This is a genomic window from Intrasporangium flavum, from assembly GCF_001956915.1.
GTDB lineage: Bacteria > Actinomycetota > Actinomycetes > Actinomycetales > Dermatophilaceae > Monashia > Monashia flava.
The window spans coordinates 141,767-160,314 of sequence record NZ_MLJO01000001.1; the positions used below are offsets into that span (position 1 = coordinate 141,767).

Here is an 18,548-nt window from a genome sequence, read left to right on the forward strand (position 1 = left end):
GCGTAGCGTCGGGGCATGAGCGACCTGCAGTGCGCCGCGCGGATCGTCGTCGTCAACCCGCCCGGGCTCGCCGACGTCGGCTGGCTCGCCTCGGCGATCCACCTCGAGAAGGTCCAGGCCGTCTACGCGGCCGACGACGTGCCCGACACCGGCCCGGTCGAGTCCCTCGCCGACGACCTCGGCGTGCCCAGCCACCTCGGCCACGGTGACCTCTCCGACGGCTCGCAGGGGTTCGGGCAGATCGTCGACCAGCACCGCGGCGAGACGGTCGTCGTCGTGCGCGGCGGCTCCGACGCCGACCCGGTGCTGCTGCTCGTCGACGCCGACGGCGTGTCGCGCGGGACCCTCGAGGGCCTGGCCTGATGCCGCTCGCGGGCACGGCCGACGCCGTCGTCGCCGAGCTCGAGCAGGAGCGCACCGAGGAGGACCTCGCCGCGGTCCGCAAGCGGCTGGCCGAGGGCGAGGAGGCCATCGGCGTGCGCATGGGGACGCTCTTCGCCATCGCCCGGCGCCACACGAGCCTGCCGCTGCCGGAGGTGGAGCGCCTGCTCGCCCTGCCGGCCTACGAGCCGCGGCTCGCCGCGGTGTGCGTGCTCGACTTCAAGGCGCGTCGACGCCGCACCGGCGCCTACGAGCGCGGCACGCTCGCGCGCACCTACCTCGGGCACCACCACCGGATCACGACGTGGGACATGGTCGACCGGGCCGCACCGCGGGTCATCGGGCTCTGGCTCGTCGGGCGCGACAAGCAGATCCTGCGCGACCTCGCCGCCTCGCCCGACCCGCTCCGCCGGCGCACCGCGATGACGGCCCCGCTCGGCTTCCTCGACACCCCCGACGTCGAGGCCGGCTACGAGGTCGCCGACCTGCTCGCCGCCGACCGGAACCCGCTGGTGCACAAGCCGGTCGGCATCTTCCTCAAGCACGCCGGCGTGCGCGACGAGGACCGGCTCGTGGCCTTCCTCGACGAGAACGTGGCGCTCATGCCGCGGCCCGCCGTGCGGCTCGCGGTCGAGAAGCTCCCACCCGACCTGCGCTCGCGCTACGTACGGCCCGCGTGACGCATCGGGCCCGCAGGCCTCAGAAGAGGCGGGACTCGGCGTCGTCGATGCCCTTGAGCGCGTCGTAGTCGAGCACGACGCAGCGGATGCCGCGGTCCTCGGCGAGGGTGCGCGCCTGGGGCTTGATCTGCTGGGCGGCGAAGACGCCGGTGACCGGCGCCAGGTGCGGGTCGCGGTTCATCAGCTCGAGGTAGCGGGTCAGCTGCTCGACGCCGTCGATCTCGCCGCGTCGCTTGATCTCCACGGCGACGCTCGCGCCGGAGTCGTCCTTGGCGAGGATGTCGACGGGTCCGATGGCGGTCATGTACTCGCGGCGCACGAGCGAGTAGCCGTGCCCGAGGGTGTGGATGTGCTCGGCGAGCAGCTTCTGCAGGTGCGCCTCGACGCCGTCCTTGACGAGGCCGGGGTCGACGCCGAGCTCGTGGGCGCTGTCGTGGAGCACCTCGTGGATGAGCACGGTGAGGCGGTCCTCGGACTTCGCGTGCTGGACCCGCCACACGGCGACGACGCCGTCACCGGTCTGGGCCTCGTCGGGCTCGACCTCGGCCATGGTGCACGGGGGCGACATCCAGTTGAGCGGCTTGTACGAGCCGCCGTCGCTGTGCACGAGCACCGAGCCGTCGGCCTTGACGACGAGCAGTCGGGTCGCGAGCGGCAGGTGGGCGGTCAGACGGCCGTCGTAGTCGACGCTGCAGCGGGCAATGACGAGGCGCACCCGGTCACCCTAGAGCAGCCCGGCCGCGACTCGTGTCACGTGGGCAGCGTCACCCCCGGCGCGGCTGTGGCTGGGCGGACGCCTCTGGGAGACTTCCACCCATGGCTCGTGAGTTCACCAAGGTTGGTGTCATCGGACTCGGCACGATGGGTGCCGGCATCGTCGAGGTCTTCGCCCGCAACGGCATCGACGTCGTCGCCGTCGAGGTCACCGACGAGGCGGTCGAGAAGGGCCGCGGCGTCCTGCAGCACTCGACCGACCGCGCCGTCTCCCGCGGCAAGCTGAGCGAGGACGAGCAGGCCGCCCTGACGGCGCGCGTGCAGTTCACCTCCGACATGGCCGACCTCAAGGAGTGCCAGCTCGTCGTCGAGGCCGTGCCCGAGAAGCTCGAGCTGAAGAAGGAGATCTTCTCCCGACTCGACACCATCGTGGCCGACGACGCGATCCTCGCCACGAACACCAGCTCGCTGCCCGTCACCGAGATCGCCGTCGCGACGATCAACCCCAAGCGCGTCGTGGGCATGCACTTCTTCAACCCGGCCCCGGTGCTCCAGTTCGTCGAGGTCATCAAGACCGTCATCACGAGCGACGAGATCTTCGCCGACGTCAAGGCCCTGGCCGAGCGCCTCGGCAAGAAGCCCGTCATCGTCGGCGACAAGGCCGGCTTCATCGCCAACGCCCTGCTCTTCGGCTACCTCAACCACGCCGTGTCGATGTACGAGAGCCGGTACGCCACGCGCGAGGACATCGACGCCGCGATGAAGCTCGGCTGCGGGTACCCGATGGGCCCGCTCGCCCTCATGGACCTCATCGGCCTCGACACCGCCTACGAGATCCTCGACACGATGTACAAGCAGGGCCGCGACCGCCTCCACGCGCCGAGCCCGGTCATCAAGCAGATGGTCACGGCCGGCCTCAAGGGCCGCAAGAGCGGCCGCGGCTTCTACACCTACGCCGAGCCGGGCAGCTCGCAGGTCGTCGAGGACGCCCTGACGCCGGCGCCCGCCGAGGCGTCCGTGGCCCCGACGCGTCCGGTGCGCTCCGTCGGCGTCGTCGGTTCGGGCACCATGGCCACGGGCATGGTCGAGGTGTTCGCCAAGGCGGGCCTCGACGTCACCTTCGTCGCGCGCTCCGAGGGCAAGGTCGACGCCGTGCGCGCGGCCGTCGAGCGCAGCCTCGAGAAGGGCGTCCAGCGGGGCAAGCTGACCGAGGACGAGCGCGACGCCGCCCTGGCCCGGATCAGCGGCTCGGTGCGCCTCGAGGACCTCGCGCTGGCCGACCTCGTCGTCGAGGCCGTCGTCGAGGACCTCACGGTCAAGCGCGCCCTGTTCGAGAACCTCGACGAGATCTGCCGTCCCGGCGCGATCCTCGCCACGACGACGAGCTCGCTGCCCGTCGTCGAGTGCGCGGCGGCCACGACGCGTCCGCAGGACGTCATCGGGATGCACTTCTTCAACCCGGCGCAGGTGATGAAGCTCGTCGAGGTCGTGCACACCGTGTCGACGGCCGACGACGTCGTCGCCACGGTCCAGCAGCTGTGCCGCACCATCGGCAAGCACCCCGTCACGTGCGGTGACCGCGCCGGCTTCATCGTCAACGCGCTGCTCTTCCCGTACCTCAACGACGCCGTGAAGATGCTCGAGGCCAACTACTCGACGGCCGACGACATCGACACGGCGATGAAGACCGGCTGCGGCCTGCCGATGGGCCCGTTCGAGCTGCTCGACGTCGTCGGGCTCGACGTGTCGCTCGCCATCGAGCGCGAGCTCTACCTCGAGTTCCGCGAGCGTGGGTACGCCCCGGCGCCACTGCTCGAGCACCTCGTCACGGCCGGCTACCTCGGCCGCAAGACGGGTCGCGGGTTCCGCACGTACGCCTGACACCTACGCTGGGTCCATGCCCTCGCGCCGTCGTCCCAGCAAGCACGCGCGCGAGCACGTGCCGCTCGACGTCACCCGGATCCAGGGCGGCTCGACGCGGGAGGAGACCTACGCCGGCGGTCGCTGGACGGTCCGCTCGGTGAGCGGGGCGTCGGCGACGCGTCCGTACCTGTGCCCCGGCTGCCAGCAGGACATCCCGCCGGGCGTCCCGCACGTCGTGGCGTGGCCCGCCGACGGCGTCGGCGGGGTCGGGGACCGACGCCACTGGCACACGGGCTGCTGGCAGCGTCGGGACGCGCGCCCGCCGGGCAACGCCTACCGCTGACCGAACGGGGACTGAGACCAGGGGTCACGTGTCGAGCACGGGCGCGAGCTCGCGGGCGACGACCCGCAGCGGCGTCGTGTCGCGTCGGGCCCGGGCGAGCAGGATCGCCCCTTCGAGCGCGCAGAGCATGAGGGTCGACAGCGTCTCGGCGCGCCGCCGGGTGCGCCCGGTCGCGACCACGGCATCGGTGAGCGGGCGGCGCCAGGTCTCGAGGGCCTCGAGAGCCGCCTGCCGCACCGCCGGCTCGGACGCGGCGCAGTCGACGACGGCGCCGGCCACGGGGCACCCGCGCTCGAACCCACGGGCTTCGAGGTCGTCGACCCAGTCCTGCACGACGGCCGCGAACAGCCGGCTCGGCGTCGGCCGGCGCAGGCGCGAGGCATGGTGCTCGACGCGGTCGGCGGCCCAGGTGGCCGACCACTCGAGGGCCTCGGCGACGAGCTGGTCCTTGCCGCCGGGAAAATAGTGCTGCAACGAGCCTCGCGGCGCGTCCGCGGCCTCGACGACATGACGCAGCCCGGTGCCGGTGACGCCGTCCCGTCGCAGGTGCTGGGCCGCCTCGTACACGATGCGTTGCCGCGGTCCGTACGTGGTCATGGTGCGGCTCCTCCCGCGTGGCTGGTGGTCGGGATGCGGTCGCCGACCGTCCGACTATGACACTCGTCATGACACGGCGCTAGTATGACAAGCGTCATAGCGGACGGAGGGGGAACATGGACCGCGTCGGGTTCCTGGGTCTCGGGATCATGGGTCGGCCGATGGCCACCCGGCTGGTAAAGGCCGGCGTGCCGCTCACGGTCTGGAACCGGTCGCCCCAGGCGGCGGACGCGCTCGGCGCGCTGGGCGCCACCGTGGCGTCGAGCCCCGGGGCCGTCTTCGCCGCCAGCGACGTCGTGCTGCTCATGCTGGCCGACGAGGCGGCGGTCGACGCCGTGCTCGGGCGTGGCACCGCCGGTTTCGGCATGGTCGCCGGCCGGACCGTCGTGGTGCTGGGCACGACGTCCACGGGCTTCTCGGCGAGTCTGGCGCGCGACGTCGAAGCGGCGGGCGGGCGCTTCGTCGAGGCGCCAGTGTCGGGCTCCCGGGTGCCCGCCGAGCGGGGCGAGCTCGTCGGGCTCGTGGCCGGGACCGACGATGCCGTCGGGCAGGTCGAGCCGCTCCTGGGCCACCTGTGCCGCGCCGTGCTGCGCTGCGGCCCGGTGCCGAACGGCCTGGGCACCAAGCTGGCCGTCAACCTCTACCTCTGCACGATGGTGGCCGGGCTCGCAGAGGCCCACCACCTGGCGGCCGCGATGGGTCTCGACCTCGCGGCCTTCCGCCGGGCGCTCGACCTCGGGCCGATGGCCAGTGCCGTGTCGACCATCAAGCTCGCCAAGCTCGCCGACCGCGACTTCGAGGCCCAGGCGGCCGTCCGCGACGTCCACACCAACACCCGGCTCGTCGCCGAGGCTGCCCGCGCGGTGGGTGCGGCCAGCCCCCTGCTCGACGTCACCCGCGAGCTCTTCCGGGAGACCGAGGCGTCCGGCGCGGGGGCGCTGGACATGGCGGCCGTCGTCACCGCGCTCGAGGCGCGGGACGGGATCTGCCCGACCCCGTCGGGTCACGCCCGGAGCAGGCCTGACTGAACCGGGGATCCCTCAGCCCGACGGCCGGCTCGCGAGCACCTGTTCGCGCAGGATGTCGGCGTGGCCGCAGTGCTGCGCGAGCTCGCGCAGGACGTGCAGGTGCACCCAGCGCAGCGGCAGCGGTCCGAGCCGGTGGCCGCGCACGAGGTCGTCGAGACCCAGTGACGCCGTCGCCCGACGAGAGGCCTCGCAGGCCTCCGCGTGCGCCTGCGACACCGACGCGATGGTGTCGGCATCGGCGAGGACGAACGACTCGCGGGAGTCCTCGGGGATGCCGATCTCGGCGCGCGTGCGGCCGCTCACCGCGTGGTCGAACCACACCTTCTCCACGTAGGTCGCGTGCTTGACGAGGCCGAGCAGCGTCGTGGCCGACGGCACGAGCGAGCGCCGGGCCTCCTCCTCGCTCAGCCCCTCGAGCGACTCCCGCAGCGCCGCGCGGTGCTCGTCGAGGAAGGCCTCCACCTGCGTCCGGGCCGGCTGGTCGATGGTGTCGCGGCTGTACGTCGCGGGAAGCGTCTGGGGCCACCCCGGCGGCGGTGACGGCGGTAGCGGTGAGGGCGGCGTCGGCGAACCGGTCATGGACCGACACTGCCACGGCACGGGAGTCTGCGCCGGGGCCATGACGATGCAACGACGAAGCCGGCGCCCACCGGTTGCGTGAGCGCCGGCCTCGGCCGGTGTGGTCGTCGGTCCTACTGGTTGCGGAAGCGGTTGATCGCGGCCTCGAAGCCAGCCCGCTTGTCCGGGTTCGTGATGCCGAGGCCGGCCTCTGGCGCGAGCGTCAGGACGCCGACCTTGCCCTGGTGGGCGTTCTGGTGCACGTCCAGGGCCGCCTGCCCGACCTCCTCGAGCGCGTACGTCTTGGACAGCGTCGGGTGGATGAGGCCGCGGTTGACGAGCTCGTTGGCCTCCCACGCCTCGCGGTAGTTGGCGAAGTGCGAGGAGACGATCCGCTTGAGGTTCATCCAGAGGTAGCGGTTGTCGTACTCGTGCATGTATCCCGAGGTCGAGGCGCACGTGACGATGGTGCCGCCCTTGCGCGCGACGTAGACGCTGGCGCCGAAGGTCTCGCGGCCGGGGTGCTCGAAGACGATGTCGACGTCGTAGCCGCCGGTCAGCTCGCGGATCTTCTTGCCCAGGCGCTGCCACTCCTTGGGGTTCTGCTCGGTGCCGTCCTCGTTCCAGAACCGGTAGTCCTCGGCGTTGCGGTCGATGATGAGCTCCGCGCCCATGTCGCGGCAGATCTGGGCCTTCTCGGGGGAGGAGACGACGCAGATCGGGGTCGCGCCGCCGGCGAGGGCCATCTGCGTCGCGTAGGAGCCGAGGCCGCCCGACGCGCCCCACACGAGGACGCGGTCGCCGAGCTTCATCGCCGCGCCGTGCTTGGAGATGAGCTGGCGGTAGGCCGTGCTGTTGACCAGGCCGGGGGAGGCGGCCTCCTCCCACGTCAGGTGGCTCGGCTTCGGCATGAGCTGGTTGGCCTTGACGACGGCGAGCTCGGCGAGGCCGCCGAAGTTCGTCTCGAAGCCCCAGATGCGCTGCTGCGGGTCCATCATCGTGTCGTCGTGGCCCTCGGCGTCCTCGAGCTCGACCGACAGGCAGTGCGCGACGACCTCGGTGCCCGGCTTCCACTTCGTCACGCCGGGCCCGACGCGGAGGATGACGCCGGCGAGGTCGGAGCCGACCACGTGGTAGGGCAGGTCGTGGCGCTTGGCGTACTCGGAGGTGCGGCCGTAGCGCTCGAGGAACCCGAAGGTCGAGACCGGCTCGAAGATCGAGGTCCACACGGTGTTGTAGTTGATGGCGCTGGCCATGACGGCGACGAGGGCCTCGCCGGGCGCGAGCTCGGGGACCGGTACCTCGTCGATGTGCAGGGACTTGCGGGGGTCCTTGTCGCGGGTCGCGATCCCCTCGAACATGTCGACCTCGTCCTTGTGGACGGTGGCCCCGCGGTAGGTCTGCGGGATCTCGAGGGCCGCGTAGGTCTCCTGGGTGCGGTCGCCGGAGAGGATGGCGTCGCGGATGGCCTGCATGTCAAAGGTCCTTACGTCGCAGCGTCATTGGTCAGCGTGGGTGGCACGACCTGCTCGCCGGGGCGGCAGGTGACTCGACGGTAGTGAGCGGCCGGGAGGGCGGCGTCCGATCTGAGACGCCCACCACAGGTGACGTGGGTCACCGAACCCGGCGCGCCGGCCCGCCGCGGTCCCGGGTGGCCTTCCTGGCGCGATCCCGCCCGCGGACGCCCGCGCTCGGCCACACTGTCGCCGTGCACGACGTGGAGGGGCTGGCGACCGTGTCACGACGCTCGGTCGTGCTCGGTGCTGTCGGGCTGTGCGCCCTCACTGCCTGGCCGCGGGTCGACGAGGCGCTCCATCCCGGCGGGCCGGGCCGCGAGACCGACAGCCCGGCGCTGCGGCACGACGTCGACCCGCACGGGGTCACGTGGGTGCGCACCGACCGGCCCTGGGTCGCGCTGACCTTCGACGACGGCCCCGACCCACGCTTCACGCCGGACGTGCTCGACGTGCTGCGCGAGTACGGCTGCCGGGCCACCTTCTTCGCGGTCGGCCGCAACGTCGAGGCCCACCCCGACCTCGCCGCGCGCATCGTCGCCGAGGGCCACCGGCTCTCGAACCACACCCACGACCACCTGTGGCTGGACCGGGTGGACCCGGACACCATCACCGACCAGCTCGTCCGCGGCCGTCGGGCGGTCGCCGCTCACGACGTCACGGGCGCCTCGCTCGTTCGACCACCGCGCGGCTGGACCTCGCGGGTCGTGGCGCGGCGCACGTCGGACCTCGCGCTCCGCTCGGTCTTCTGGAGCGCGTGCCTCGAGTCGTCGCTGCACGACGCGCCGCCGACGGCGGGCGAGGCCTTCGGCGCGAGCCTGTCGGTGGGGGACGTCGTGCTGGCCCACGACGGCGGGCGCATCGAGGGGCCGAACCCGCAGGACCTGGACCGCAGCCGCTCGGTGGCGGCGCTGCCGCACGTGCTCGAGCGACTGCGTCGACGCGGCCTCGTGGGGGTGCCGGTCCAGGACCTCGTCGCGTCCGGCGACCCCCGCTGACGGCCCGGTCAGTGGGCGGGTGAGACCGCCGGCTCGACGAGCTCGACGAGGACGCCACCGGCGTCCCTGGGGTGGATGAAGTTGACCCGGCTGTCGCTCGTGCCGCGCTTGGGGGTGTCGTAGAGCAGGCGCAGCCCGCGCTCGCGCAGCGTCGCGCAGACGGCGTCGATGTCGGCCACGCGGTAGGCGAGCTGCTGGATGCCCGGGCCGCTGCGGTCGAGGAACTTGGCGATCGTCGACGCGGGCGACAGGGGCGCGAGCAGCTGGATGCAGGAGCCGGAGTCGCCGACGCCCATCATCGCCTCGCGCACGCCCTGCTCCTCGTTCGTCTCCTCGTGCAGCATCTGCATGCCGTACGTGTCGCGGTAGAAGGCGATGGCGGCGTCGAGGTCGGGCACCGCGATGCCGACGTGGTCGATGTGCGTGAACAGGGGACCGGTCAGCGTGCTCATGCGACCAACGTAGGACCGCCGCGCCCGGGGCAGAAGCCGGGACGCGTGTGCGCTTGGTCATGGTCGGGACGGGGGGTCCAGCGGCCGAGACTAGAGTGAACCGGACATCCGCCAGACATCCCCCGATGACGTTGGAGAGGCACTTCCCATGACTTCTGACCGCCCCACCTCGGTGATCGTCGCCGGAGCCCGCACCCCGATGGGCCGGCTGCTCGGGTCGCTCAAGGACTTCTCCGGGGCCGACCTCGGCGGCATCGCGATCAAGGGCGCCCTCGAGAAGTCGGGCGTCGCGCCCGAGCAGGTCGAGTACGTCATCATGGGCCAGGTGCTGCAGGCCGGCGCCGGCCAGATCCCGGCCCGCCAGGCCGCCCACGCCGCCGGCATCCCGATGACCGTTCCGGCCCTGACGATCAACAAGGTCTGCCTCTCGGGCATCAACGCCATCGCCATGGCCGACCAGCTGATCCGCGCCGGCGAGTTCGACGTCGTCGTCGCCGGCGGCCAGGAGTCGATGACCAACGCGCCGCACCTCATGACGAAGTCGCGCGAGGGCTACAAGTACGGCGACGTGACGATGCGCGACCACATGGCCTTCGACGGCCTCTGGGACGCCTTCACCGATCAGGCCATGGGCCTGCTCACCGAGCAGGCCAACACCGGATCGCAGGCCTTCACCCGCGAGGAGCAGGACGAGTTCTCGGCGCGCAGCCACCAGCTCGCCGCCAAGGCGTGGAAGGACGGCCTCTTCGAGGACGAGGTCGTGCCGGTCAGCATCCCGCAGCGCAAGGGCGACCCGATCGAGTTCAAGAACGACGAGGGCATCCGCGCCGACACCACCGCCGCGTCGCTGTCGGGCCTGCGCCCCGCGTTCAGCAAGGACGGCACCATCACCGCCGGGTCGGCCTCGCAGATCTCCGACGGCGCTGCCGCGGTCGTCGTCATGAGCCGGGCCAAGGCCGAGGAGCTCGGCCTGTCGTGGATCGCCGAGATCGGCGCGCACGGCGTCGTCGCCGGCCCCGACTCGACGCTCCAGCAGCAGCCGGCCCGGGCCATCGCCCGAGCCTGCGAGAAGGAGGGCATCACGCCCGCCGACCTCGACCTCGTCGAGATCAACGAGGCCTTCGCGGCCGTCGGCCTGGCCTCCGCCAAGGAGCTCGGCATCGACGTCGAGAAGGTCAACGTCAACGGCGGCGCCATCGCCCTCGGCCACCCGATCGGCATGTCGGGGGCCCGCATCGCGCTGCACCTCGCGCTCGAGCTGAAGCGCCGCGGTGGCGGCGTCGGCGCGGCCGCGCTGTGCGGCGGTGGCGGTCAGGGCGACGCCCTCATCGTCCGCGTGCCGAAGACGGCCTGAGCCCGACGCGTCGCCGACGAGTTCGCCTGCGCCCCACGTGAGCCCACGCCGCACCGTCGACGTCCCCGCCCTGGTCGAGTCGGCCCGGGCGGGGTCGCCGCGCGCCGTCGCGCGCCTCATCTCGCTCGTCGAGGACCGGCACGCGGCGCTGCGTGAGGTCATGGCCGCGCTGGCCCCGCACACGGGCAACGCGTGGGTCATCGGCCTCACCGGCTCGCCCGGCGTCGGCAAGTCCACCTCGACCACCGCCCTCGTCGGTGCCTTCCGCGAGCGGGGCCTGCGCGTCGGCGTGCTCGCCGTCGACCCCAGCTCGCCGTTCTCCGGCGGGGCGCTGCTCGGCGACCGCGTCCGGATGCAGGACCACGCCCTCGACCCCGAGGTCTACATCCGCTCGATGGCCTCCCGGGGCCACCTCGGCGGCCTCTCCTGGGCCACGCCGCAGGCCATCCGCGTGCTCGACGCCGCGGGCTGCGACGTCGTGCTCGTCGAGACCGTCGGCGTCGGGCAGTCGGAGGTCGAGATCGCGGGCCTGGCCGACACCTCGCTCGTGCTGCTGGCCCCCGGCATGGGCGACGGCATCCAGGCGGCCAAGGCCGGCATCCTCGAGATCGGCGACGTCTTCGTCGTCAACAAGGCCGACCGCGACGGTGCCGACGCCACGGTCCGCGACCTGCGGCACATGATCTCCCTCGGCGACCGCACCGAGCCAGGCCTGTGGCGTCCGCCGGTCGTGAAGACCGTTGCGGCACAAGGGATCGGCGTCGACGAGGTCATGGAGGCCCTCGACAAGCACCGGGCCTTCATCGAGGAGTCCGGCGAGCTCGGCCGGCGCCGCGAGCGCCGGGCCGCTGACGAGGTGCAGGCCATCGCCCTGGCGCAGCTGCGCTCCCGCTTCGCCCAGCTCGGGGGGCGCGCCGACCTCGCCTCGCTGGCGCAGGACGTCGTGGCCGGGCGGATCGACCCGTACGCCGCCGCCGACCGCCTCGTGGCCCACCTCGACGACTGAGCCCCACGACCACTGGGCGTCGACGGGGGCGTGGGCCCCGGCGTCGACCGTAATTCCGTTGTGGGGCCGGCCCCGGCGGTGTCACCGTCGAGTCATGGACATCATCCCGCTCGACCGCGACGACGACGTCATGGTCAAGTCGCTCTACGGCATCGCCTCCCGCGTCGACGCCGTGTCGCGCGTGCACCCGATGCAGCGCACCGCCGAGGAGTTCGCCGCCTGGCTGCGCTTCGACTTCCCGGGTGAGCGCCTGGAGTCGGCCGTGGTCGTCGTCGACGGGACGCCCGTCGGCTGGTCGCAGCTGTACTTCCCGGAGCGCGAGAACCTCGACAAGTGCTGGACCGAGCTTCGCGTCGACCCCGAGCACCGCCGCAACGGCCACGGCAGCGCCCTGCTCGACTGGAGCGAGACGCAGGCCCGGGCCGGTGGGCGCTCCATGCTGCTCGCCGAGGTCTACGTGCCACAGGGCGACCGCGAGTCCCACCCCGACCGCGCCTTCGCCGAGAGCCGGGGCTACCGCGTCGCGAGCACCGAGATCGTGCGGTCGCTGCCGCTGCCGGTCAACGCCGACCTCATGGCGCGCGAGCGCGAGCGGGCCGCCGAGGCGATGGGCGACGCCTACGAGGTGCGCGTCTTCACCGGTGGCGTGCCCGACGAGCTGCGCCAGGGCGTCTGCGACGCCTCGAACCGGCTCATCCTCGACGCCCCCACCGGCGACGTCGACTTCGAGCCGGAGTCGCAGACCGTCGAGGACTACCAGACGATGCTCGACCACCACGCGCGTGTCGGCAACACGCTGCTGACGGCCGTGGCCGTGCACCGCGACACCGGCGTCGTGGCCGCCTACACCGACCTCAACGTGCCGCCCTCGGACCCCGACGTCGTGCACCAGTGGGGCACGCTCGTGCTGCCGGAGCACCGGGGACACCGGCTCGGCATGGCGGTCAAGGTGGCCAACCTCGACCTGCTCGCCGAGTCGTTCCCGCGCCGCACCCGCGTGCAGACGATGAACGACGAGCAGAACCCGTGGATGGTGCAGATCAACGTCGATCTCGGCTTCCGCATCACCGAGGAGGCCCTCTCGATGCGCAAGGACCTCTGAGCCGGCCCTGGCCTGCGGCGCCAGGACCCGGCGGCCTACGGTGAGCGCATGCTGATCGCCTTCTCCGTCGCGCCCACCGTCGCCGCCGACGACACCGGATCCGTCAGCGACGCCGTCGCCTCGGCCATCCGGCTCGTGCGCGAGTCGGGCCTGCCGCACCGCACCGACGCGATGTTCACGACCGTCGAGGGGGAGTGGGACGAGTGCATGGCCCTCGTCAAGCGCTGCTGCGACGTCATCGCGGAGGTCTCGCCGCGCGTCGGGCTCGTGCTCAAGGCCGACATCCGGCCGGGGTTCACCGGTGAGCTCGACGGCAAGCTCGAACGGCTCGAGGCCGCCCTCGAGCGCCAGGATGGCTGACGGCGGCGCCCACGCCCACCCGGCGCCGGCGGGGCGCGCCCTGCCGGACGGCTGGCGCCTCGCGCCGCTGGTGGCCGCCGACTGCGACGAGCTCGGCCGCGTCCACATGGCCGTGTGGCGCGAGGCCTACGCCGGCATCATGCCGGCCGACTACCTCGCGGCCCTGAGCGAGGAGAACTGCGCCGCCCGCTGGCGCTCGATCGCGTCCGCGCCACGGGCCGAGGGCGGCACCCTCGTCGTGCGCGACCCCGACGGATGCGTCGCCGGCTTCGCGAGCGCCGGTCCGAGCCGCGACGACGACGCCCCGACGCGGTGGGAGCTCTACGCCGTCAACCTCGCCGCGCACGCCCGTGGCACCGGCGTCGCCGACGCGCTGTTCGACCGGCTCGTCGGCGACCGCGACGCCTCGCTCTGGGTCGTCGAGGCCAACGCCCGGGCGCGTGCCTTCTACGAGCGGCGCGGCTTCGCCGACGAGGGCAGCCGCACCGAGCACGAGCCGACCGGCACGACGGAGATCCGGATGGTGCGGCGCTCGGCCTGATGACCCGGCCTGAGCCCGTTGGTGACGATGCGGTCACGATCCGGGGCCCGGCGGGCCACCCTGCGCCACGGGCCCGCCCGCAGGGGCACACTCACCCGCGGACACCGAGCCGGAAGGGGGCGGCAGTGGCGACAGGGACCGATGTCGGTCAGGGCGTGGGGCAGGTCAGGGACGATGCGCCGGGCACGGGGGCGGCTCGACCGTCTCCCCGTGTCGAGGTCGAGGGCCTCGGCGTGCGCTTCGGGCAGCGTAGGGCGCTCGAGGGCGTGCACCTCGTGGCCCGACCGGGCGTCGTCACCGCGGTGACGGGGCCCTCCGGGGCCGGCAAGTCGACGCTGCTCTGGGCCGTGGCCGGCGCGCTGACCGGAGCCGCGGTCGAGGGCAGCGTCCGCGTCGGTGGCACGACGGTACGCCCGATCGGTGGCCGGTCCGCGACCCTCGCGCTGGGGATCGGCCTCATCCCGCAGGGCAACGGGCTCGCGTCGGTCCTCACGGCCCGCGAGAACTGCCTCGTGCCCCTGCTCGATACCGGCGTCGCGCCCCGCGAGGCCGCCGAGCGCGTGTCCGCGGCCCTGGCCGCCGTGGGTCTCGAGGAGTCGGGCGGCCACCTCATCGAGGAGCTGAGCGGCGGCCAGCAGCAGCGGGTCGCCGTGGCGCGGGCGCTCGCGGCGCGCAACGCCGTGCTGCTCGCCGACGAGCCGACCTCCGAGCTCGACCACGTCAACCGCGAGCGGGTCCTCGAGCTGCTCCACGACCTCGCCGGTGCCGGCTGCACCGTGCTCATGGCGACCCACGACCCCGAGGCCGCCGCACAGGCCGCCGCCGAGGTGCACCTCGACGAGGGCCACGTGGTGAGCACCCGATGAGCGCGGGTCGCCTCGCCGTCGCGTGGTCGGCCGCCCGGCACCGGCGCGGACAGGCCGTCGCGCTGGTGCTGCTCTCGACGCTCGTGACCGCCAGTGCCGTCCTCGGGCCGCTCTACGCCCGCTCGCTCGAGCACGCCCTCCTGCATGACGCCCTCGACCGGGCCAGCGTCATGTCCACCGGCGTCGTCGTCGAGCAGGGCTCCGACGGCACCTTCGTGCCGTCGACGCCGGCCGTGCTCTCACGGGTCCCGGCGCAGGTGCGCCCCTTCCTGCGGCCGCCGACCTCGATCGTGTCCGGTCAGGTCACGATGTCGATGTCGCCGCGACGTGGCGGCGGCGGCGTCCTCGTCACCGCCTACGCGCCGGCCGCCGGCTGCGCACGCCTGACGCTCGTGAGCGGGCGCTGCCCGACGGCAGAGGCCGAGGTCCTGGTGTCCGCCGCGGAGGCCCGGTTCGAGGGCTGGAAGGTCGGCGACCGCGTCGGCTTCGCGTCCTCGCCGGGAGGACAGGTGCCCGACAGCCGGCTTCGCGACACCGCCCGGATCGTCGGCACCTACGCGCAGGTGCTCGACGACACGTACTGGTTCGGCACGCGGCTCACCGGGCGCGCGGGCACCCGAGTCGTCGCCGGACTCGGCTCGTCCCCGCAGGTCGACGCCCCCGTCGTCGCGCCGGCGTTCTTCGAGAAGTACGCCGGGGGCTCGACGCTGACGGTGACGAGCGCTCTCGACCGCCCGCGCCTCGGGGTGGACGACCTGCCGGGCATCGCCGCCGCCCTGGCGGCCGAGAAGGCCCGGCCCCAGGGCGACACCGCCGCACCGACCATCACCACGGCCCTCGACGACCTCGCCCGCACCGTCGTGCGGGGCCAGGCCCAGGCGTCGGTCCTCGTGCCGCTGCTCCTCGGCCAGCTCGCCCTCCTCGCGGCCGTCGTGCTCGGCCTCGCGGCCTCGGCGGCGGTCGAGCAGCGTCGCCCCGAGATCGCGCTCGTGCGCCTGCGCGGGCACGGTGTCCGGGGTGCGAGGCGGATGCTGCTCGCCGAACTCGGTGGCCTCGTCGCGGTCGGCGTGCCCCTCGGCGTCGTGGCGGCCGGCGTCCTCGACGTGCTCGTGTCGCGGGTCTGGCTGCCGGGTGGCGGGGCGCTCGACGTGCCGCTCGGCGCGGTCGTGGCTGCCGTCGCGGCCCTGGTCGTCGGCATCCTCACCGTCCTCGTGGCGGCCCGCGGGCCGCTCCGCGAGCCGATCCCGTCGCTGCTGCGCCGGGTGCCGCCCCGCCAGGGTGCCCTCGCGGTCGGGCTCGTCGACGCGGTGGTCGTCACCGTCGCCGCGGCCGGGGTGGTCACCATCGTGACCGGGTCGGTGTCCGGGCCGGTCGTCCTCGCGACACCGGCGCTGCTCGCGCTCGCCGTCGGGCTGCTCCTCGCGATGCTCCTCATCCCGGTCGCCGCCCGCCTCGGGCACCTTGCGCTGCGCCGTGGACACGTGGCCGCCGGCGTCACCGCTCTGCAGGTGGCCCGCCGTCCGGGCGTGCGCCGCGTCGTCGCCATCGTCACGGTCGCGTCGGCGCTGCTGGTCTTCGCCACGGACGCCTACCTCGCCGGGCAGCGCAACCGCGCCGAGCGGGCCTCGCTCGAGACCGGCGCGCAGGTCGTGCTCCAGACCGACTCCAAGGACCCCCGTCAGCTGCGATCGCTGTTGACGCGGCTCGACCCCGGTGCGACCTGGGTGGCCCCGGTGGCCCACCTGCAGCCCGGCAGCTCCGACGCCGTCGCGACGATGGCCGTGGTGCCCCGGGCGATGGCGCGGGTGGCGCTGCCCATCGGGGCGGGCTCCGGGCCGGCCGTGAGCTGGTCGTCGGTCCTGGCGTCCGATCTCGCCTCGGCCGAGCTCACCGGGCGGCGGGTCGCGGTCCAGGTGTCGGACGTGCGCATCGAGCGGGTGCTCACCGGCCTCGACCCGACGCCGACCGCGCCCGACCTGCTGCCCCTGCGGCTCGAGCTGCAGGACGCCGACGGCGGGTCCGTGTCCGTGCCGCTCGGTGCCGTGCCCTTCCGGCCGACGGGCACCACGACGCTCACGGCCGCCGTGCCGTGCGCCCCGCGCTCGTGCACGGTCGTCGGGATCAGCATCGACCGGGCGCCCGACGAGACGCGCCTGCTCGCCGGCGAGGTGATCGTCGCCCGGGTCGCCGCCCCGGGCGCGCCCCCGGTCGAGCTCGGCCGGCTGACCTGGTCCTCCTACGGCACCCCCTACTCCCCGGACCGGCTGTCGGTCGGGAGCCCCGGGTTCTCCTACGTCACGACGAACCGGGCCGAACCGGCCGCGGCGCGCATCCGGTTCGCGTCGTCCGGTGGCATCGTCACCGCGTCGACCACGCCGGCCGCCCTGCCCGCCGTCGTCGCCCCCGCCACCCACGGAGCGACGCCCGAGGTGACCTCGGTCAGCGGGTTCGTGGGGACTGCCGTGACCGTCGCGGAGAAGGGGCGGGTGCGGGTCGTGCCGGGCGGCTTCACCAACGTCGCGCTCGTCGACTACGACGCCCTCGCGGCCCGGGCCAGCCGGCTCTACGCGAGCGGCTCCCTCGACGTGCTCGTGGCCGACCCGGCGCGCGTCGGCGAGGTGACCGCCGCCCTGGCCCGCTCCGGGGTCTCGGTGCGCGAACGGACCGACCGAGCCGAGGTGCTCGACGCGTTCGACCGGTCGGCGTCGGCGTGGTCGCTGCGCCTCGCGCTCGTCGTCGGCGTCCTCGCGCTGCTCATGGGTGCCCTCGTGCTCGTCCTCGTCGGCGTGACCTCGTGGCGCTCGCGCTCGCGCGACCTCGCCGCGCTGCGCCTGGCCGGCGTCGGCACCGGCACGCTGCGGCGCGTGGGCGTCGCCGAGCAGGTGGCCGTGATCGTCGTGGCCGTCGTGGTCGGCTCGGCCTGCGGCGTCGTCGGGGCGCGCCTCGCGCTGCGGCTCGTGCCGTTCTTCACGACCCCGTCCGACGTCTTCGTGCCCGACGTCCGGCCGGCCGTGGGGGCGATGGCCCTCTCGGCGGGCGTCACGATGGTGTGGCTCGTCGCCGTCGGCGTCCTCCTCGGGCTGTGGCTCGCCGGCCGCGCCGTCGTCTCGCGTGTGAGGGAGCAGCCGTGACCGCAGTGGAGCAACAGCTCGACCGCAACCCGTCGACCCCCGACGCGGGAGGTGACGGTCCCAGCGCCCAGGCAGGTCGCGGGCTGCCCGTCACCACGCGCGGGCTCGTCGTCATCTACCGCTCCGAGGGCCACGACGTCGCGGCGCTCTCCGGCGTCGACCTGCACGTCGGCGCCGGCGAGATGGTCGGCCTGCTCGGGCCCTCCGGCGCCGGCAAGTCGACGCTGCTCACCGTCTTCGGCGGGCTCACGGCCCCGAGCGCCGGCTCGGCCCTCGTCGGCGGCCACGACCTGCGCTCGCTGACCCCCTCGGCGCTCGACGACCTGCGCGCCGGGCAGATCGGCCTGGTCCTGCAGGGCGCCGCCCGCAACCTCGTGCCCTACCTGACGCCCCGGCAGAACGTCGAGGTGGCCCAGGCCCCCGCGCGGCGCCTCGCCCGCGACCTGCCGTCCGTCGACGACGTGCTCGGCCCCCTCGGCATCGGCGACCTCGCCGACCGCGAGGTGTCGACGCTGACGCCCGGCCAGGCCCAGCTCGTCGCCATCGCCGTCGGCGTCGCCTGCGAGCCCGGCCTGCTCCTCGTGGACGAGCCGACGAGCCAGCTCGACCACGCGTCGCGCGACCGGGTGCTGCGGGCCCTCCACGACGTCAACCGGCGGGTCGGCGCGACGGTCGTCGTCGTGACCCACGACCCCGACGTCGCCGCCGCGCTGCCGCGCACCGTGACGATCCGCGACGGACGCGTCGGGGCCGAGGGCCGCCAGGGGGAGGAGTTCGCGGTCGTCTCGGCCGACGGATCGCTGCCGCTGGCCGGTGCGGCGCTCGCGGACTTCCCGCCCGGGGCGCTCGTGCGGCTGCACCACGACGGCCGGGCCTGGCTGCTGCTGCCCGCCGACGCCCCGCTGCCCGGTGAGGAGCCCGACGGGCCGACCGGCGCGGAACCGGTGGACGAGCCCGGTGCGGAGCCGGGCGGGCGGGGGCGCGACGCGTCCGCGACGTGAGCCGTCTGACACCGCCCGGCGGCCCCGTGCTGGAGGGGCCGACCACGTCGTCCCGAGTG

General features: G+C 73.9%; 18 protein-coding genes and 1 pseudogene. 14 read left to right on the plus strand and 5 right to left on the minus strand.

Going from position 1 to position 18,548, the window contains the following annotated elements; translation table 11 throughout:
• Positions 1-15 precede the first annotated feature (15 nt).
• Together BIV28_RS00640 and BIV28_RS00645 are read left to right on the plus strand one after the other, a co-directional pair.
• Positions 16-363, plus strand: coding sequence for a hypothetical protein (locus tag BIV28_RS00640; RefSeq protein WP_076258402.1), 348 nt, complete (start codon positions 16-18; stop codon positions 361-363).
• Positions 363-1,061, plus strand: a complete 699-nt coding sequence (locus BIV28_RS00645) for a DNA alkylation repair protein (RefSeq protein ID WP_076258404.1) — start codon at positions 363-365, stop codon at positions 1,059-1,061. Before BIV28_RS00640 ends, BIV28_RS00645 begins: the two co-directional genes overlap by 1 nt.
• Positions 1,062-1,080: 19 nt before the next feature.
• On the opposite strand, the gene nucS is transcribed toward BIV28_RS00645, so the two are convergent.
• Positions 1,081-1,776 (minus strand): endonuclease NucS, encoded by a 696-nt coding sequence (nucS, locus tag BIV28_RS00650; protein ID WP_076258406.1) that lies wholly within the window; start codon positions 1,774-1,776, stop codon positions 1,081-1,083.
• A 101-nt stretch (positions 1,777-1,877) separates the two neighbouring features.
• Between nucS and BIV28_RS00655 the strand changes: the two genes are divergently transcribed.
• Positions 1,878-3,656, plus strand: a complete 1,779-nt coding sequence (locus tag BIV28_RS00655) for a 3-hydroxyacyl-CoA dehydrogenase family protein (protein ID WP_076258408.1) — start codon at positions 1,878-1,880, stop codon at positions 3,654-3,656.
• A gap of 16 nt (positions 3,657-3,672) precedes the next feature.
• Complete coding sequence (locus BIV28_RS00660) at positions 3,673-3,981, plus strand: hypothetical protein (RefSeq protein WP_076258410.1); 309 nt, start codon at positions 3,673-3,675, stop codon at positions 3,979-3,981.
• A gap of 24 nt (positions 3,982-4,005) precedes the next feature.
• On the opposite strand, the gene BIV28_RS00665 is transcribed toward BIV28_RS00660, so the two are convergent.
• The gene (locus tag BIV28_RS00665; RefSeq protein WP_076258411.1) at positions 4,006-4,578 is read right to left on the minus strand and encodes a TetR/AcrR family transcriptional regulator; all 573 of its coding nucleotides are present in this window, start codon (positions 4,576-4,578) and stop codon (positions 4,006-4,008) included.
• Between the two features lie 104 nt (positions 4,579-4,682).
• On the opposite strand from BIV28_RS00665, the pseudogene BIV28_RS20475 reads away from it, so the two are divergent.
• A pseudogene (locus tag BIV28_RS20475) lies at positions 4,683-5,606 on the plus strand (NAD(P)-dependent oxidoreductase); the annotation flags it as partial.
• Between the two features lie 12 nt (positions 5,607-5,618).
• Here the strand turns inward: BIV28_RS20475 and BIV28_RS00675 are convergent.
• Together BIV28_RS00675 and ccrA are read right to left on the minus strand one after the other, a co-directional pair.
• The gene (locus BIV28_RS00675; protein WP_083706917.1) at positions 5,619-6,185 is read right to left on the minus strand and encodes a DinB family protein; all 567 of its coding nucleotides are present in this window, start codon (positions 6,183-6,185) and stop codon (positions 5,619-5,621) included.
• 113 nt (positions 6,186-6,298) lie between these two features.
• Positions 6,299-7,639 (minus strand): crotonyl-CoA carboxylase/reductase, encoded by a 1,341-nt coding sequence (gene ccrA / locus BIV28_RS00680; RefSeq protein WP_076258415.1) that lies wholly within the window; start codon positions 7,637-7,639, stop codon positions 6,299-6,301.
• 233 nt (positions 7,640-7,872) lie between these two features.
• Between ccrA and BIV28_RS00685 the strand changes: the two genes are divergently transcribed.
• Positions 7,873-8,676 carry a polysaccharide deacetylase family protein gene (locus tag BIV28_RS00685; protein ID WP_242652704.1) on the plus strand — a complete coding sequence of 268 codons (804 nt, stop codon included), beginning with the start codon at positions 7,873-7,875 and terminating at the stop codon, positions 8,674-8,676.
• Between the two features lie 8 nt (positions 8,677-8,684).
• On the opposite strand, the gene mce is transcribed toward BIV28_RS00685, so the two are convergent.
• On the minus strand, positions 8,685-9,128 hold the full coding sequence (mce, locus tag BIV28_RS00690; RefSeq protein ID WP_076258419.1) for a methylmalonyl-CoA epimerase: 444 nt from the start codon (positions 9,126-9,128) through the stop codon (positions 8,685-8,687).
• A gap of 148 nt (positions 9,129-9,276) precedes the next feature.
• Between mce and BIV28_RS00695 the strand changes: the two genes are divergently transcribed.
• From BIV28_RS00695 to BIV28_RS00730, 8 genes are all read left to right on the plus strand, one after another.
• Entirely contained in the window at positions 9,277-10,482 is a 1,206-nt protein-coding gene (locus BIV28_RS00695; protein ID WP_076258421.1) for an acetyl-CoA C-acetyltransferase, read from the plus strand.
• A gap of 37 nt (positions 10,483-10,519) precedes the next feature.
• A complete protein-coding gene (meaB, locus tag BIV28_RS00700) occupies positions 10,520-11,488 on the plus strand; it encodes a methylmalonyl Co-A mutase-associated GTPase MeaB (protein ID WP_076258423.1) in 969 nt (322 codons plus the stop codon).
• Between the two features lie 94 nt (positions 11,489-11,582).
• Positions 11,583-12,590 carry a GNAT family N-acetyltransferase gene (locus tag BIV28_RS00705; protein WP_076258425.1) on the plus strand — a complete coding sequence of 336 codons (1,008 nt, stop codon included), beginning with the start codon at positions 11,583-11,585 and terminating at the stop codon, positions 12,588-12,590.
• 48 nt (positions 12,591-12,638) lie between these two features.
• Entirely contained in the window at positions 12,639-12,950 is a 312-nt protein-coding gene (locus BIV28_RS00710; protein WP_076258427.1) for a thiamine-binding protein, read from the plus strand.
• The gene (locus BIV28_RS00715; RefSeq protein ID WP_083706919.1) at positions 12,943-13,491 is read left to right on the plus strand and encodes a GNAT family N-acetyltransferase; all 549 of its coding nucleotides are present in this window, start codon (positions 12,943-12,945) and stop codon (positions 13,489-13,491) included. Before BIV28_RS00710 ends, BIV28_RS00715 begins: the two co-directional genes overlap by 8 nt.
• A 233-nt stretch (positions 13,492-13,724) precedes the next feature.
• Entirely contained in the window at positions 13,725-14,357 is a 633-nt protein-coding gene (locus BIV28_RS00720; protein WP_076258428.1) for an ATP-binding cassette domain-containing protein, read from the plus strand.
• Entirely contained in the window at positions 14,354-17,488 is a 3,135-nt protein-coding gene (locus tag BIV28_RS00725; RefSeq protein WP_076258430.1) for a hypothetical protein, read from the plus strand. The genes BIV28_RS00720 and BIV28_RS00725 overlap by 4 nt, the downstream gene beginning before the upstream one ends.
• A complete protein-coding gene (locus tag BIV28_RS00730) occupies positions 17,485-18,489 on the plus strand; it encodes an ABC transporter ATP-binding protein (RefSeq protein ID WP_242652705.1) in 1,005 nt (334 codons plus the stop codon). The genes BIV28_RS00725 and BIV28_RS00730 overlap by 4 nt, the downstream gene beginning before the upstream one ends.
• Positions 18,490-18,548: the final 59 nt, after the last annotated feature.